Origin of the sequence: Sphingomonas adhaesiva (assembly GCF_002374855.1) — a bacterium.
In the GTDB taxonomy this organism is placed as follows: domain Bacteria; phylum Pseudomonadota; class Alphaproteobacteria; order Sphingomonadales; family Sphingomonadaceae; genus Sphingomonas; species Sphingomonas adhaesiva.
Map to the genome: position 1 here is coordinate 18,882 of NZ_NWVC01000011.1, position 15,472 is coordinate 34,353.

Here is a 15,472-nt window from a genome sequence, read left to right on the forward strand (position 1 = left end):
TTTGGGTAAGCGCGGCGGGCGGCCTGAAACATCACAGCTCAGCGACTCGGTAACAAGACACTCTTTGTGGCTGGACCTAACGAGCAGCTATGTCGGCCCAGGCTGATGCTGGGAAGCGTTGCGTTGGTGAGCACATTGGCCAGGATCGAGTAGTAAGGCGGCCAGTGTTTGAAGCGTCGGGGAACGTACCCGCGCTCGGCTCGAGCACGATGTCGTCGGGCTGGACGTTGGCGAGAAGCGTCATAACCGCAGCGATGTCGACAGGTGTCGAGAATTGCTGCCATTCGATCTGATCCTCGCTGCGAACCGTCTGAGTGGGCAGGCGATCGGACAAATCGATCAGCGCGCGGACGTCGCCGAACGCCGCAATTTTTTGGGCGCTCGACTGAAGATGGATGGCAAGGGCATGCTCGAGGAGTTCAAAGCTGGCGCGTTGTGTCCAGCGACCGTCGGCATCAGAACCGCCGAAGGCCTTGGTCATCGCGTCGTTGAGGTGACGACGCTGAATGGCCTCGTCGGAGCGCAGACGGGGTAGAAGGAGGCGCACGGCCTCGCGCTCAGCCTGGGCGGCCGCTTCGAAGAGATCGGACATGGGTGTGGTCTCCGGAGTGGGCTGCACCCTCGGCAGCGACACCCTTTCGATCCCCCTCCCCTCTCCTCCGGCGCTTCGCGCCTAGACGCGGCTCTGCTGCGCTCGGGCATCGAGCGCCTTTGCCCAATCCTTGTAGATTGGCGGCGGGGGCGCGCGTTCGATGATGAGGCCCGACCGGGCGTAATGCGCTTGGGCACTTTCGGCTGCCCTGTGCCCTTCGGAATCGTTGTCCTCGGCGACCAGGAGCGTTGTGACCGTGGGCGGAATGACGAGCTGGTTGAGCCGACGTGCGCCGAGTGAAGCCCAGCACGGGAGGTTGCTCAGGCGCGCGAAAGCGTCGGCCGTCTCAAAGCCCTCGGCGATGGCAAGGGTGTTGCCCCCTGCCCCGCCCCGCCAAGCGCCGTGCCCCGGGGCGCCAAGCATGACCTTGCGCGTGTAATGGGCGGTGTCGGGGTTCAGGAATATGCGTTGAATTGCGACCAGACGGTTTCCCTCGCGCACCGCTACCAGGAGAGCGGGTTCGAAGATCGTCTTCGGCTTGGGCAGGTAAGGGCAACGCGGATGGAAGCGAAGATCGCGTGGTGGTGGGAGGAGGTTCCGGCACTGGAGGTAGCGCTCGGCAAGGGTGCCCGGAACGTCGACCGCCTCATTCCAGATTCTTTCGACGTTCATCGGCCGCGGCGAGTCCGCCAAGGCGGGTGGCGGATAATGGCGACCCGGGCGAACAAGGCGCAGTTCACGCAGGACGTCTTCGCGCGAGCATCCTGCGAAACAGGTGACGAGAATGCCGCGATCCCCTTGCCGAATCGACAAGCTTGGATCGCGATCGCTGTGTGCGGGACAGCGGCACATCGCGACATTGCCGCTCCACGTGCCGCCCAGGGCCCCGACAATGTCGACTATCTCCTGCGATGGCCGTCTGGCTGTAAGCGGCATAATTCTACCTCCTGCTTACACGCTCGGCCCCTCCTTTCCTCTTTTCGGTCGGTCTGAGACTTGGAGACAGATTCAGCCTGCGCTCGCCTCAACGCGAACGGCTCGGAGATCATCGGTTAGTCGTCGCTTCGATTCGCGCGGCGTTCAGCATAGGCGACGACGAACTTCTCCCAGATCCGCAGCCACTCTGAATCGGTGCGCGGCCGGCTAAAATCGGGGCATCCCTTGCGGAATGCAGCCGCCATGTCATCCACTGACCACGGATGGCCCTTGGTCAGCGCGATCTGGCGGAAGACGGCCTCACGCGTGCCGTATGAGAGAGACCCGGCGGGGAACGGAAGAGTCGGCGCATCGTCCTTCGCGGGCGCGGACTTCGCTGCATGGGCCGGTTTGACCGATGATCTCGGTGCCGTTTTCGGAGCCTCGCCCCCGACGAGTCGAAGGTGCGGCCCCACGAGCTTGCGCTCCAGCGGTGCCGGTGACGGATGAAGAATGACCTTCCGCCCGGAGAGATCGACATTTGCGTTGGGATAGACCGCCGACACGATCTGCATGGTTTCGCGGACGGTCTGTCGGAAGCGCTTGCTGTCGGCCTCGTTGCCAAGGTGCTTGGCGAGCTGGTCCCATGAGATAACCTGGCCCTTGTCGGATCCAATCCGCGGGAGCCGGTAGGCAAGGTAAGTGTAGAGATCGAGCGCCGTTGGCGTACCCTTGAGCTCGCGGATGGCGATCTCATTGAGTGGCACGGCATGGTCGATGAGGTGCGAGTAGAACGCCTCGGACATACGGATTTCGCGCGCGAATGAGCCGTTCTTGTCGAGCGAACCGGCATATTCGTTGGAAATCTTGACGTCCCGGACAGCGAAGGCGTTGTCTTCCGTGTCGGTGCCGTCCCAGCGGATCTGCCACTCGCACGCCAGCAGCCGATCCACCTGCTCTCGCATCAGGTTGGCCGTCCCGCGTGGTCCATAAGACACGGTCTGGTAGCCAAGGCGGCGCATCCACTCGGTGAAATTGCGGCCAAGATAAACGTCCCGCGATTGCTTCATGACCGCCTGAGAGAGGAGGTAGATCAGGGCAACGCGTGGATAGGCGCCATAAGGCACACCAAGGCTTCGCATGACGGACTTGCCGTCGACATTCTGAAGCACTGGCCTGGGATTGATGGCCAGCGCATATTTGCCGTCCTCACGGACGATGGGCTGAGTGTCGTCCTTGGGCCGCTTGGTTGGCAGCGACATCGCACAAAGCGCGGAGTGGAGGAAGGCAGGAACCGGTTCTTCGTCCTGGACGCGCAGGAATGCCTCCAAGGTGAGCTGGGTGCCGGCGGTGGTGGCGAGCTTGCGGACGCTCTCCTCGCCGCCGTTGAGCATGGCTAGTGCGTACTGATGCCCCAGCGGCCTATGCTGATCCCCATTCATGGTCTGCCCTTCCCCCCGAATCGACCGGGGGCTGTGATGGGCATGTCTCAACAGGTTTGAGGCGTGAAATCAACCCCGTTGGCAGTTTGGGAGGGGAAAAGGCCGCGAGAGTTGCAGAAACACCGATGATGTCGGTGCCGTTCTGCGCCCTCCCCCTGCCCTCCTTCACCCAAAATCGAAAAATCAAAACGATTCGCGAATCGGTTTTTTATAGGGTGATTCTAGTAATAGGTATGGGCTCTGAGATCATCGGTCGGCTCGCACCGAGATCATCGCTGATACGCACCGAGATCATCGCAAAGTACCGAGATCATCGGTGGTTATCCACAGGTAGCCGTTTGTCGCCACAATCCCAGCGCCAGGCTTTGCAGCAACACGCAAAGGCACGGAGATCATCGGTCGCAGCCGCCGCCGATTGGCCAGAAAGCGCGCACATGCGCAAGGGGCTCGGAGATCATCGGTCAACTTGTAAGTCTGGTGGCCATTTCCTTGCTCGAAACTGCCAACGTGGCTATCATGGCGCATCAAACCCACAGAAGCGGACTGAGATGGCTACCGACCCCTCCCTAGCACAGCCGGACGACCTCATCGAAGGTGGTCTGGACGTGCTCCACAGAAAGTCGTTGACGATCCTCAAGCGCATTCGTGACAGCGCGGTTGATCCCGAAACCGGTCAGAAGAAGGGTCCGACCTTCCCGATTTCGAAAGCTGCTGCACTGGTCGGGCGGACGGCATCTGCTGTCCGGGAAGCGGAGCGCGACGGCCGCCTCCCCGCTCGAGGGCGGACGGGCTCCGGGCATAGGCTGCAGTATACGCTCGAAGAGCTTGATCATATGCGCGAGGTGTTTGGAACGCGTCCCTGGCGCGAGCCAACCGATACCCCGGCGATCATCTCGGTCTGCAACTTCAAGGGGGGCGTCGGCAAGTCGACGATCGCGCTGCATCTCGCCCAGCATTTTGCCATCAAGGGCTACCGGGTCCTGTTCATCGACTGCGACAGCCAGGCGTCTTCAACCATGATGTTCGGCTATCGCCCCGACGTGGACCTCGACGAGGAAGACACGCTTTACGGGCATTTTCACAATCCGGAGCTGCTTGGCGTTCGCAAGATTATCCGCAAGACGCACTTTCACAATCTCCACCTGATCCCGTCGAACCTGCGACTTTATAATCTCGAGTATGAGATCGCCGGGCACATGGCGCGAAATCAGAACATGGAGATCATCGACCTGATCGCGCAGGCCATTGATGAGGTGGTCGATGACTATGACGTCGTGATCATGGACCCGCCGCCGGCATTGGGCATGGTGTCGATGGCTGTGCTCCAGGCCGCTAACTGCATGGTCATTCCGGTGCCGCCGAGCCTTGTCGACTTCGCCTCGACGGTATCTTTCATCGACATGACGCGAACGACGATGAAGCAGCTCGAGCAACTCGCGGGGCGGGGAAGGCCGGCCTACAACTTCATCCGGCTGGTCGGCAGCCGCGTGGACGAGAGCAAGTCGATGCACCGGGAGATACTGTCGATGATGCGGCAGGTCTTCGGTGGCTCAATGACGCAGTCGGTGATGGTCACCAGCGCCGAAATCGACAATGCCAGCTCCAGGATGAAAACCGTTTTCGAACTCGACAAGCCCGTCACGTCGCACGAGGTCTACAACCGCTGCATGAAGCATCTCAGCGACGTTTGCCAGGATATTGAGCAGGACGTTCTGCGCACCTGGGCGAGCAGGGCAGGGGGCCGAATTTAGGGAGAGTTGCCACGTGGCAACTCCGATATTTCTCACGTCGGCGAGCACGGGCAATCGGGGAGTGAGACGAAGCCGGATCACCGAGTTGCCACGTGACAACAAAGTGGAAGAACCCAATAGAAGCAATATGTTAGGTAGGAATACCATGTCAGATCGCACACGGCAGGAACGTCAGTGCAAGCGCCTGGGGGCGGCGCAGTTGCCACGTGGCAACTCTGGCCTGTTGGCACCCGTCGGCGAGGGCAAGAGAGAAGGAGAAACGGGCCGATGAGCAAGGGCAACAAGGGCTTCGGCTCGATGTTCACAGAGGGGCTCGACGACGAGGAGAACCTCGATAAGGCGACCCCTGCGGACGGCATCATGGCAAGTCGCAGCCAGACGCTCGCGCGCATCGCGACGGGGAAAACGGTCGCCGACCGGACGGAGTGGGTCGATCCGGAGCGGTGCCGCCCATGGCGGATGCACAATCGCGATCTGGATCATTTGAACGAAGATAGCTGCCGCGATCTCATCGACTCCTTCCTCTCCGCCAAGAAGCAACGGATCCCCGCTATCGTTCGGCGTCTGAAAGATGACCCGAACTTCGACTTCGAGATCATCGCCGGCGTCCGCCGTTGGTGGACGGTGAAATGGCTGCGAGCGCATCACCACCCGGAGTTCGAGTATCTGGTGACGATCCAGAGTGTCACGGACGAGGAGGCGTTCCGGGTTTCAGATGTCGAGAACCGCTCGCGTAAGGACATCTCGGATTGGGAGCGGGCCAAGGAATATACGGTGGCGCTCGCGGAGTTCTACGAGGGCTCGCAGTCGCAGATGGCCGAGCATTTAAACCTTTCCAAGTCGTGGCTGAGCCGGCTTCTCGACGTTGCGCGCTTGCCCGAACCAGTTGTCGCGGCGTTCTCCGATACGCACGACATCACGGTACGCGTCGCGCGTGACATCAAGCCGCTTACCGGAGATCCGAAGGCGCTGGCGAAGATGCGCGAAGAGGCTGAACGCATCGAGGAAGAGCGCAGCCAGAAAGGCTTGAAGCTGAGCGGGCCGGAAGTCGCGAAGCGGCTCGTGAAGGCGACTGTCGCGCCAGCCGTGAAGGCTGCCGCCGAGAAGGAGATCACCGGCAAGGGGGGCAAGGTCATCCTGCGCTATACGAAGGCGCGGGGAGGGGGGCTGACGATCAAGGTGCCGCCGAAGGCTGAGGCGTCGCCCGCCGAGCTTTTGAAGGCGATCGAGGGGCTGCTGTCGTAGGGTGATGGAGCGCGGCGTCTGGCGAGGTCGCCGCCTTATATGGCGTCCCGCTTATATTTGTCGGCGGTGCTCTGCGTCACGGAGTGGCGGCTTCGCAGGCCGAAGTTCGCGCGGATGAAGTCGCCGGCTTGACGCGTCCTCGCGCCTACGAACGCCTGGGCATGTCCCACGGTCGACCGGTTCTGCCGCGTGATCAGTTCTCGCTCGGGTAGGCTCACGATCCGATTTGCCAGCGTAGTGGACCCGGCAGCAACGAAGAGGGTCTCCGGTCCGATCGGAAGAGTGACATAGGACGAGGCACTACCAAGCCAGGCGAAGCTGACCGGCACGTCGAGCGGCCAATCGGAGACGAACAATTCCCGGCGATTGTTCGTCTTGATTATGCGCCAGTCCATGTTGATGAACGCTCGTCCGCGATCCGCGTCGTCGATGACCAAGCGCAGGACTTCCATCTGAAGCGCGCTCACGGCCTCGGGCGGCAGCGCCCCATCGTCGCCGCGCAGCACGGACTTCGCGGCCTCTGCGCTTGCGAGAGCGCCGACGGCGTCCTTCATGCCGCGCATATCCAGCGGTGTCCGGAACCACAGCGACATGACGAACCGGCCCCAATCCGAGCATTGCGCGTCGCTGAGCGAGTTGACCTTGCCGTCGAGGAGCAGCGCGTGAACCTTGGCCGCAGCGTCATCGATCACCTGCATGAACAGGGTTTCCATCTGCTGGGCATGCTCGGGCGGGAACCCGATCGTCTTGTACAGGTCCCGCTCGAAGCAGACGCTCTTGGGTGATGCAGGACTGCTCTCGATCTCCCCGATCCGATTGCGCCGATAGCGCAGCAGGGTGTCGCCATCCTTCCACTGGTCGAGGAGGAACTGCGGGATGAAGTGATGCCGGGACGGAGGGTTCTGTGGCTTGGATTGCACGGTGTCTGTGGTTCAAGAGGGATGAGCAAGTGAGGCGAGTAGCTTGCGCGCGCCTTGCGGGGTGACCTTCAACAGGCGCGCGACAGCGGCCGGCTGAAGGCCCGGATAGGCAAGCTGCAGGCGGGCAAGGAGAGGGGCCTTGCTCCGCTTCGTGACGGCCAGATCGGTCTGGATGCGCGACGCCGCACGCTCGATCGCGTCGAGGTCGCGCAAGCCAGCATGCGCCGTCCGACCGATCGCCTGGGCCAAGGTCTCTGCCAGATCGGCGGGGGAGGGGGGCAGAAACTTGGACATCAGGATGAACGAGGGGATCACGCGGGTCGTGAAGCCAGCGCGGCACAGCATCCGCGGTACGGCGGCGGCGATCAGCCAGTTTCGATCGCGTCCACGGGGAGGCAGCTCGAGAGCGCGACCATCGACGCTGACGACATCCCAGCTGCCTGGTGCCGCTGGTTCGGTCAGCGCGAACAGCTGGAAAATGCGGTTGGCGACAGAGAGGAGGTCACCGGAAGGGAAGGGGGCGTCCGCCACGGTTCGCAGCTGTCGCCACATCGGCCCGAAGTGCGCCAAGTCTTCGGCCGCATAAACCTTCGCCTCGGTGCGGTCATCGAGTACCGTACGGAGCACGTTGAGCGTGGCGCGGCCGAGCGAATCCTTGAGATCCTCGTCGCGGCTGAGCGCAAGGTGGAAGACGGCGGCAACCGAGATCGGATCGTTGAGGCCTTCGGAAGCGCGGGGAGGGGGTGTGCGGCCGGCGATCCAGTCCTGCAGGTCGCGCACCGCGATCGGCACGCCGGCGAGGCCGGCCAGGACGGTGGCGCCTTCCAGGCGCGAGAGCGCGAGAAAGATGTCGGCGCATGGACTACCGTGCAATCGGCCATCGAGGCGCCCGAGCAGGAGCAGGCTGTCGTCGGCGCGCAGGTTGTCTGTCCGCGTCATAGGATGGCGACAATGCCATGGCGGGAAACCAAAGTCAGCAGTTCGTTTCTACATCCGTGACCTCCCGAAAGTGGACATTCGATAATTGCAGTTATCACATAAGCGGATTTGACCGTTCTTTATAAGGTGGGCTACAAGCGCGGCTGAGGAGCGAGGCGCGTCGTGAGCACCGAAACCGCCCGGGAAGGGCCAGAAATCCCCGTAGCGCCGCCTGAGGCTGTCCTGCCGGCCGTCAGGGCGCCGGCCGACCTTGCGTGGACGATCGTGCAGATGCGCGCCGGCGAGCGCATCACCGTCAACGAGGGCCTGATCGCCGCCTATCAGGCCGCTTCATCGCCCCATAGCATCCGTGCGCTCAAGTCCGACGTCGAGGCGTTCGATGCGTGGTGTAGGCGCAACAACCGGATTGCACTGCCGGCGACGGCCGAGACGGTGGCCGACTATCTCGACTCGCGGGCAGGCAAGGGGAGCCGCCCAGCCTCGCTATCCCGCTACAAGGCGTCGATCGCCAAGATCCATCAGTTGCTCGAACTCAAGGACCCAACCCCCGCGCCGCTGGTGAAGCTGCGGCTGCAAGCGGTGCGCCGTGAGAAGGGCGCAGCGCAGAAGCAGGCAAGGCCGCTGCGGTTCAAGGGGCCGGTGCGCGACGTGGAACGCGACAAGGCGCGTGGTCTCAACGTCCGGGCGCTGCTCGAGAGCTGCGGAAACGATCTGCCGGGGCTGCGCGATCGCGCGCTGCTGTCTGCCGCCTATGACACCGGCCTGCGTGCGTCCGAGTTGGTAGCCGTGGCCATCGAGCATATCGAAGAGGCGATCGATCCCGAGGCGCGGCTGCTGCAGATCCTGCGCAGCAAGGGCGATCAAGACGGGGAGGGGGCAACCGCCTATCTCAGCCCGCGTACCGTGTCGGCGATCGCGGCCTGGACCGAAGCGGCCGGGATCACGGCGGGGCCGCTGTTCCGGCGGGTGCAGGTGCGGCGCTACAAGGCGCGCGCCGCCGTGCGCGGTCGGCCGATCGACAGCATCTCGGGGCGGGAGACCTGGGATCTGCGCAAGACGCTGCCCAGGCCTGCGGTGAAGGCGCGGGTCGAATATGACATCGGCACCGTCGCGCTGCACCCGGGTTCGATCGGGCCGATCTTCCGCTCGATCATCCAGCGCGCGTTCGATCGTGGCGCTCTGCCCGACCTCACAGCCGAGGATCTGGCGCGGCTGCTCAAGGGCATCAGCGCGCACTCGACGCGGATCGGGCTGAACCAGGATCTGTTTGCGAGCGGAGAGGATCTGGCTGGGATCATGGATGCATTGCGGTGGAAGTCACCGCGAATGCCACTCGCCTATAATCGCAACCTTGCTGCAGAGCAGGGCGCAGCGGGCAGGCTGATGGCGAAGATCGGCTGATGGGGTCGCTGGTCGACTCGATTGCAGGAGGGCGTCGCTCCCCAAGCAACCTCATCGGACCGGCATGAGCTTATGGAGCTGGCCGGTGGCCCTTGCCAGCAGCGGCACAATGGTCCGTGTTTCAGGGAAGGGGGCTTGAGATCGCCTTGATGGCCTTCAATCCCGTTCCAAAACGAGCGATCGCGTCCCTGTTTCTCTCCAGCTCGCCATAGGGCAGATAGGCGAAGTCGAGATCGGCAATACGGCTGAAAGCCGGGCGACGGAGTTGCGCGCGAACGTCCTGCTCGCGCGCATTCGGTGCGACCAGGAATAGCCCGGCGGCAGCGTGCAGATCGCTCCCCGACAGCGCCAGATCGAGCATGCGCACGATCCCCGAGTAGATCGAGGTCGAATGTTCAACCTCGAACGCGGCGGCGACGCCGTCGCCACCCTTCGCCAGCCACAACACGTCGATGAGGCGGATCGAGTCCGCTCCGGGAGAGGTCGCAATGGCGTCTGGAAGGCGCTCGAGGCATCCCTGTCCAAGCGGGCAGCCAGCGTGAAGTCGACCGCGGTCATTGGCGGCGATCCACACATCGTAACCGAGGGCATGGCCGAGGTCGCGCAGCCAGGCCTGGATTTCGGCGTGCGTGCGATCGGTTTCGCCCTGCGCGGCGGCTGTCTTGTCGAGCCGGCTTGCCTCCGCTCTGGCATGTTCCAATCTGCCGAGCCAGTCGTCGGCCGCCGTTGCGTCATCCTCCAGCGGTGGCGCGGGATAGCGGCCCGAGCCAATGTCGAACAACAGTCCGCCGATCGCGCCGAGATCGTTGGAGAGCAACTCGCGGTAACGGTCGTTGAGGTCGAGGATGCCGGCGCGCATGGCGAGAAAATGATCCCATGACCCGAGCTTCACCTTGGCGCCGGTGACGGCATTGTAGCCCTTGACGATCGCGGTATTGAAGGGCGGCACCAGCGTCGGGTGAAGGAAATAGAGCAGGTTGGCCGCCGCCGGCCCCAGCCCCTTGATCTTGAGCGCGTCTATGCTGCGGATGTGGCTGATGATCTCCTCGGCGGTATCGCAGCACGAGCAATTGTCGAGCAGGCGACCGAACGCCCGCTGGTTGTCCGGGCTTTCGTAGATGTCTGGAATGCGCAGCTTGGGCTTCCACAGCCAGGCATGGTCGGCGCCCTTGAAGATCTGCCGCTGTTCGGCGATCGAGTGGACAACCGTTTCCAGTGACGAGCCGCGATAGGCGACGCCGAACCGCCCACTTTCGATTTCTGCGACCACCTGCTGCAGCCCGCGACGGATGGAGCGGAAGTTTTTCAGCCGTTCGTCCCACAGAAACCAGGAGCGATAGGTGGCGCCGGGATCGTCTCGCCAACGACGGACAAGCTCGCTCACGAGATCATGATGTGTCGCGGGTAACAAGGTCATACTGGCTGGGTCATCTAAACTGGGCTCCTTGCCGTTCAGGCTATCGCGAGCAAGGGCGGCTTGCACGTTCAATGTGCGATCCGCGAAGCGTGCTCAAATTGTCGGTGATCGCGCAGGGAAACGCCGCTGGCATTGGGCGTTGCCGGTCGCAACCGTCGACCGGGCGCACAGCCAGGCAGACGGCCGGCACGGGCGTCGCCGCCCGGGAGCGGCGACGCAACCAGCTTTTTCCGGTCGAACTTAGCGGATCACTGCTTTGCGATCGCGGTGACCTCGCCATCGCTGCCCTTGAGCGAGAGGTCGAAATCGACCTTGTCGCCGACCTTGACCGCATCGGTGATCGACGGCGCGGCCTTGAACGCCATCGTCATCGCGGGCCACTTGGCCTCCGGGATCGGACCATGATCGAGCGTGATCGTGCCTGCCGCCTTGTCGATCGCGGTGACGGTGCCATGCGATCCGCGCGTCCTGCGCGCGCACGGCGGGAAGCGCATCGATCCCGGCCCGCAGCCGGATCGGATCGACATCGAGTATCGGCGGGTCGCCCGTCGCCTGCGGGTCGGGGTCGCCGGTATAGCGCGCGAGCCGGGCCCGCGCCTGCGCCACCACCGCAGCCATCTCGGCGCGGCGATCGGCGATGGCGGCGCGGAGCTGGTCGGGCTCGAGCGCCTGGCTCGGGCGCGCGCTGCCCGACGCCAGGCGTGCGGTCACGGTCTTCTGCAGGTCGTCGAGACTGGCATCGAGCAGGTCGAGCTGCCGGAGCCGGCGTTCGCCATAATAGAGATCGATCCATGCGAGCGCGGTCTCGAGCCGCACGTTGCGGCCTTCGACCAGCTCGCCCGCCTCGGCGACACCGATATCGGCCGCGGCGCGCGCGGCGCGTGCATGGCGCTTGGCGAGATTGGGGAAGGCCTGGCTGAACCCGATCGTCGCCATGGTGAAATCGTCGCGCGTGAAGCTGCCGGCATTGGGGCCGCTCACCGGGAAGTTCTGCAGGCCCAGGTCGAGCGTCGGATCGGGCAGGCGATCGGCCGCGACCGCCGAGGAGCGGGCGCCAGCTGTCGCCGCCGCGCGCGCCTTGAGGCTTGGCGCATTGGCGGCAGCGAGCCTCAGTGCCTGCTCGTAGGTGAGCGGGCCGGCCGACACCGGCACGGCCCAGGCGCTCGCAAGCGTCGCACCGAGAGAGAGCAACAGGCGTCGCATAGCGCGCCTCGGCATCATGATCATGGATATCATCCCCTCATGACAGAGGCGGCGCGCCAACATGTGACGCGCCGCTCCGGAGTGGGTTTAGCCCTTGTCCGACCTGACTGCGCCGCGCATGCAGTCGGCGGCGCTTGCCTGCATCATCGCGCAATCGCAGCTGGCGATGTCCCGGCTCTCGGGCACCCATATGCGGACACGCGCAGGGCCGGTCGCCCGCGGACCATATTGCGGCGCCGCCCGCCATTCCCAATGGCCCTGCGGCGTGCGGCTCGCGTCGGCTGCAAGCGCAGGCGCGGCGAGACCGAGGGCCGCCACAAGGGCGGCCGGAAGTATTTTGGTCATCACGAAAACCTTTGACTGAAAAGAAGGAAACCGGGCTGCGCGCATCGATCGATGCGCGCAGCCCGTGCTCGTTCAATCAGGCAAGGCTGGTGGGAGGATCCGGCTCGGGCACAACCGCCTTGCCGGTCAATATCGTATCGGTCGTCCAGAAGCTGGGCGCGTCGTAGAGACGCGCAGGCGCAATGCCGCCTGTCAGGTCAGCTGCGACCAGCGGGATCACGCACCCCATCGCGGCGATGCAATCGAGCGTCAGGCCCTTGCAAGGCTTTTCGCTGGGCGCAGGATGCTGCTTGGCCATCATCGCCATGCAGTCCGCATCCATGCCCTTGGCCAGCGGCGCGCCTGCCGCCTCAGGCACGCTGTGCGCGGCCGCCATCTGGGCTCCGAAGAGACCGGACAGCGCTCCGATGACGAGCAGAAGCGCGAGCAGGCGTTTCACGAACGACTATTCTAGCGCGCTGGCACCGAAGTTACAAATGGAGCTTTCCCCTCAGTGCCTTGCGAACACGCGCTGGCCAGACGGGCCGAATGCTACCACCTGATAGGACTGTGCCGGCTGACTGGGGATCTCCATGCCCGGTGATCCCAAAGGCATTCCCGCAACGGCAAGGCCAGCCACCCCGCGCGGGCGCACTGCCAGAACCCGCTTGATGTCATTGATGGGCACATGCCCCTCGAACACCATGCCGTCGATCACGGCGGTGTGGCAGGAGGCGAGACGCAGCGGCACACCATGCGAGCGCTGGAAGGAAGATCGCGAGCGGTCGTCGACGATCGTGACGGAACGCTTGAACTGTGCGCGGATCTGCGCGGCCCACTTTTCGCAGCAGCCACAGCCGGGATCGCGATGCACGAGGATCGGCGTCGCAGAGCTGGCCGCTGTCGCCATGAAGATGGCGGCCAGCGCCGCGATCGCCTGCTTCTTCATCTTTCGAATCTCAAGTTCCTGCTTCGGTCACTGTGTCCGCTTGCCATGCTCACGCAGCCAGGCTTGCAGTTCGTCGATTTCGCGTCGCTGTTCGGCAGAGCTCTTGGTGGCCATGTCGCGAACCTTGGCGTCGCGCGTTTCGCGGAGCACGATCTGTGACATGGCGATCGCGCCGCGGTGATGCTCGATCATCTTGCGGGCCCAGGTCTCGGTCGCATCGGTGCCAACGGCCGACATCATCTTACGATGCATCTCTATTTCGGCACGCGGGTATGGATTGGCGGGTGTCGGTTTCATCATGCCCGTGTCGGAGTGGCCCATCTTGCCATGATCCATGCCGTGCATGGCCTCCTGGGCGAGGACCGGGCCGGCGGCCAGCAGTAAGAGGGGAGCGAACGCCATTCCTGATCTTTTCAACATCGTCTCCTTTGTTGCCACTAGGTAATACGCACCGTGAAGGCGGAGCCCTCACGCTTGGGGGGAAACGGCGTAACCCACCACATCTGTCAAAGGTGCCCGGAACCAAGTGGGCGCACCCGGACAGATCAGTTGCAACCAATGCTGGACGACGCCCACCGAGGAGTCGGCAGGTGCCATCCGTTTGGCGAGGTACGGACAAATCAACGACGGTCCCAGGCGGCTCTACTCAAACCGACAGTCGCTGCGAACAATACGTATACCGAGCTTGGACCCGGGACCATACTCCTGACGGCGAAGAAACAAAGTCTCCCCCTCGAGAGATCGAGCGGCAGTGTTCAACACTTCTCAGAGGAGTCCAAGATGATCAAGAAATCCATCATGGTTGCGCTCGCCGGCATCTCGATGCTCGCAGCGGTCCCTTCATTCGCTCAGGGTATCGGACATACCTTCTTCATGCGCGGCTCGATCGTCGACACGGGCAGCAACGGCACGGTCGTCTGCATCGGAAAGGCCGATGGCGCCGAGGTCGGCCAAAAGCTCGAGGTCTATCGCGTCGTGACCCATCCGGGTCCGTCCAAAGGCGTGGCGCCGACTTATCACCGCCAGCTCATCGGCCATGTGACGATCGATCATATCTTCGATGATCACTTCGCGCACGTGTCCGTCGCCGACGGTACGCCTGCCAAGCACGACATCGTCGAGCTTCGCAAGAACTGACGAGCCGGTGGCCCGGCGGCACAAGCTGCCCGGATGCGAGACGTCGGGGCAGCGGGCTGCCGGCGGCAACGGACCGTTCGGGGTCAAAGCGAACCGCTTGACCCTGGACCATGGTCCAACCGGCATGATGATCGAGCGGATGACATGGGCAATTTCAAGATCGGCGAACTGGCCGCCGCTGCGGGCGTGGGCCGCGACACGATCCGCTATTATGAGCGGATGGGTTTGCTGCGCGAACCCGCGCGCACGGCAGCGGGCTACAGGCTCTACGACGCGACCGACCTCGAGCGCGTCAATTTCATCCGCTCGGCGCAGGAGCTTGGTTTCACACTCGAACAGGCCCGGCAGCTGCTGGCGCTCAGGGCGTCGGACACCGCGCATGCCCAGGCCGTGCTCGATATCACGCTTGCCAAGATCGCGGACGCCGAAGCCCGGCTCGAGCGCCTGTCGGATATCCGCGACATGCTGCGGATGCTCGCCGACGAATGCCCGGGCGAAGTGCCCGTCTCCGATTGCCCGATCCTCGCCTTCCTGACGGCGCGGCGGAAAGACCAACAGCATAACAAGAAACATCAGGCAGCGCAGGACGAACGATCATCACTAGCGAAAGGGCTTTGTCATGAAGAAAATGCGTTTGATCGCCGTCCTCACGCCGGCGCTGCTTCTAGGCGCCTGTGTAACCACGCGGCCGACCTCGGCGCAGGTCGAGAGTTGCCGGGCGATGGAGGGCAATATGGGTCTCCAGACGCCGCATGATCATGGCGAGATGAAGGGGCAGGGGCGCAACCCGATGAACCTCTCGCACGACCGGTGCCTTCAGATCCTGCGCAGCGCGCAATGAGCCGGTCCGGGCGCCATCCCCGGCGCCCGGGACCACAGTTTTCAAGCCAAGGAGCAAGCTATGATCGACCATGCGAAAAAAGCCCTTCCGCTTGTCGGCGGAAGCCTGTTGCTGGCGCTCGCGCTTTCGGGCTGCGACCGCCAGGCCGACCAGACGGTGCCGCCCGCGGCGAACAGCGTCGCCGCCACCCCGGTCCTGACCGACAGCGGCAACGCTGCAGACGCGGCGTCGATGGACGCGATGAGCAACCAGGCCGAGATGGAGCGGCATCACCGTCAGGCGATGGACCATGACGCGATGCGCGCCGGGGCCGGCAACCAGACCGCGCCGGCACCCGATCCCGCGCCGGGCAATTCGGCGATGCCGATGAAGGATATGTAAGCGCGCTGAAAAAGG

General features: G+C 63.8%; 14 protein-coding genes and 2 pseudogenes. 6 read left to right on the forward strand and 10 right to left on the reverse strand.

Annotated elements, in window-relative coordinates; translation table 11 throughout:
- Nucleotides 1-76: 76 nt before the first annotated feature.
- The 3 genes from COA07_RS18455 to COA07_RS15865 form a co-directional block, all read right to left on the reverse strand.
- Entirely contained in the window at nucleotides 77-592 is a 516-nt protein-coding gene (locus tag COA07_RS18455; protein ID WP_007406398.1) for a hypothetical protein, read from the reverse strand.
- Nucleotides 593-673: 81 nt separating this feature from the next.
- Nucleotides 674-1,528, reverse strand: coding sequence for a DUF7146 domain-containing protein (locus tag COA07_RS15860; RefSeq protein WP_037569604.1), 855 nt, complete (start codon nucleotides 1,526-1,528; stop codon nucleotides 674-676).
- 116 nt (nucleotides 1,529-1,644) lie between these two features.
- On the reverse strand, nucleotides 1,645-2,949 hold the full coding sequence (locus COA07_RS15865; protein WP_007406375.1) for a replication protein RepA: 1,305 nt from the start codon (nucleotides 2,947-2,949) through the stop codon (nucleotides 1,645-1,647).
- A 548-nt stretch (nucleotides 2,950-3,497) separates the two neighbouring features.
- Here COA07_RS15865 and COA07_RS15870 point away from each other — a divergent pair.
- Nucleotides 3,498-4,700, forward strand: coding sequence for an AAA family ATPase (locus tag COA07_RS15870; RefSeq protein WP_037456192.1), 1,203 nt, complete (start codon nucleotides 3,498-3,500; stop codon nucleotides 4,698-4,700).
- A 267-nt stretch (nucleotides 4,701-4,967) separates the two neighbouring features.
- A complete protein-coding gene (locus tag COA07_RS15875) occupies nucleotides 4,968-5,945 on the forward strand; it encodes a ParB/RepB/Spo0J family partition protein (RefSeq protein ID WP_007406427.1) in 978 nt (325 codons plus the stop codon).
- 35 nt (nucleotides 5,946-5,980) lie between these two features.
- Here the strand turns inward: COA07_RS15875 and COA07_RS15880 are convergent, their stop codons facing one another.
- Together COA07_RS15880 and COA07_RS15885 are read right to left on the reverse strand one after the other, a co-directional pair.
- On the reverse strand, nucleotides 5,981-6,865 hold the full coding sequence (locus COA07_RS15880; RefSeq protein ID WP_007406419.1) for a DUF4238 domain-containing protein: 885 nt from the start codon (nucleotides 6,863-6,865) through the stop codon (nucleotides 5,981-5,983).
- A gap of 12 nt (nucleotides 6,866-6,877) precedes the next feature.
- On the reverse strand, nucleotides 6,878-7,804 hold the full coding sequence (locus tag COA07_RS15885; protein WP_066709243.1) for a hypothetical protein: 927 nt from the start codon (nucleotides 7,802-7,804) through the stop codon (nucleotides 6,878-6,880).
- A gap of 162 nt (nucleotides 7,805-7,966) precedes the next feature.
- Here COA07_RS15885 and COA07_RS15890 point away from each other — a divergent pair, with 162 nt between their 5' ends.
- Nucleotides 7,967-9,205: a hypothetical protein gene (locus COA07_RS15890; protein ID WP_004212862.1), complete on the forward strand. Its 1,239-nt coding sequence runs from the start codon at nucleotides 7,967-7,969 to the stop codon at nucleotides 9,203-9,205.
- 121 nt (nucleotides 9,206-9,326) lie between these two features.
- Here COA07_RS15890 and COA07_RS15895 read toward each other — a convergent pair whose 3' ends face one another.
- The 5 genes and pseudogenes from COA07_RS15895 to COA07_RS15925 form a co-directional block, all read right to left on the reverse strand.
- Nucleotides 9,327-10,589 carry a hypothetical protein gene (locus COA07_RS15895; RefSeq protein WP_007683327.1) on the reverse strand — a complete coding sequence of 421 codons (1,263 nt, stop codon included), beginning with the start codon at nucleotides 10,587-10,589 and terminating at the stop codon, nucleotides 9,327-9,329.
- 281 nt (nucleotides 10,590-10,870) lie between these two features.
- Nucleotides 10,871-11,077: pseudogene (locus COA07_RS15900) on the reverse strand (copper-binding protein); the annotation flags it as partial.
- 1,169 nt (nucleotides 11,078-12,246) lie between these two features.
- The gene (locus COA07_RS15915) at nucleotides 12,247-12,609 is read right to left on the reverse strand and encodes a hypothetical protein (RefSeq protein WP_066708097.1); all 363 of its coding nucleotides are present in this window, start codon (nucleotides 12,607-12,609) and stop codon (nucleotides 12,247-12,249) included.
- A gap of 51 nt (nucleotides 12,610-12,660) precedes the next feature.
- On the reverse strand, nucleotides 12,661-13,098 hold the full coding sequence (locus tag COA07_RS15920; RefSeq protein WP_066708094.1) for a DUF411 domain-containing protein: 438 nt from the start codon (nucleotides 13,096-13,098) through the stop codon (nucleotides 12,661-12,663).
- 27 nt (nucleotides 13,099-13,125) lie between these two features.
- Complete coding sequence (locus COA07_RS15925) at nucleotides 13,126-13,500, reverse strand: DUF305 domain-containing protein (RefSeq protein ID WP_066708090.1); 375 nt, start codon at nucleotides 13,498-13,500, stop codon at nucleotides 13,126-13,128.
- 378 nt (nucleotides 13,501-13,878) lie between these two features.
- On the opposite strand from COA07_RS15925, the gene COA07_RS15930 reads away from it, so the two are divergent.
- The 3 genes and pseudogenes from COA07_RS15930 (at nucleotide 13,879) to COA07_RS15945 (ending at nucleotide 15,457) form a co-directional block, all read left to right on the forward strand.
- The gene (locus COA07_RS15930; protein ID WP_174525800.1) at nucleotides 13,879-14,235 is read left to right on the forward strand and encodes a hypothetical protein; all 357 of its coding nucleotides are present in this window, start codon (nucleotides 13,879-13,881) and stop codon (nucleotides 14,233-14,235) included.
- A gap of 144 nt (nucleotides 14,236-14,379) precedes the next feature.
- Nucleotides 14,380-14,850: pseudogene (locus tag COA07_RS15935) on the forward strand (heavy metal-responsive transcriptional regulator); the annotation flags it as partial.
- 286 nt (nucleotides 14,851-15,136) lie between these two features.
- On the forward strand, nucleotides 15,137-15,457 hold the full coding sequence (locus COA07_RS15945; protein ID WP_009824017.1) for a hypothetical protein: 321 nt from the start codon (nucleotides 15,137-15,139) through the stop codon (nucleotides 15,455-15,457).
- Nucleotides 15,458-15,472 lie beyond the last annotated feature (15 nt).

Excerpts from the sequence above, each read along its gene's own strand:
- COA07_RS15920 (WP_066708094.1), bottom strand. The coding sequence starts at position 13,098 with ATGAAGAAGCAGGCGATCGCGGCGCTGGCCGCCATCTTCATGGCGACA.
- COA07_RS15885 (WP_066709243.1), bottom strand. The coding sequence starts at position 7,804 with ATGACGCGGACAGACAACCTGCGCGCCGACGACAGCCTGCTCCTGCTC.
- COA07_RS15860 (WP_037569604.1), bottom strand. The coding sequence starts at position 1,528 with ATGCCGCTTACAGCCAGACGGCCATCGCAGGAGATAGTCGACATTGTC.
- COA07_RS15945 (WP_009824017.1), top strand. The coding sequence starts at position 15,137 with ATGATCGACCATGCGAAAAAAGCCCTTCCGCTTGTCGGCGGAAGCCTG.
- COA07_RS15930 (WP_174525800.1), top strand. The coding sequence starts at position 13,879 with ATGATCAAGAAATCCATCATGGTTGCGCTCGCCGGCATCTCGATGCTC.
- COA07_RS15865 (WP_007406375.1), bottom strand. The coding sequence starts at position 2,949 with ATGAATGGGGATCAGCATAGGCCGCTGGGGCATCAGTACGCACTAGCC.
- COA07_RS18455 (WP_007406398.1), bottom strand. The coding sequence starts at position 592 with ATGTCCGATCTCTTCGAAGCGGCCGCCCAGGCTGAGCGCGAGGCCGTG.
- COA07_RS15875 (WP_007406427.1), top strand. The coding sequence starts at position 4,968 with ATGAGCAAGGGCAACAAGGGCTTCGGCTCGATGTTCACAGAGGGGCTC.
- COA07_RS15870 (WP_037456192.1), top strand. The coding sequence starts at position 3,498 with ATGGCTACCGACCCCTCCCTAGCACAGCCGGACGACCTCATCGAAGGT.
- COA07_RS15925 (WP_066708090.1), bottom strand. The coding sequence starts at position 13,500 with ATGGCGTTCGCTCCCCTCTTACTGCTGGCCGCCGGCCCGGTCCTCGCC.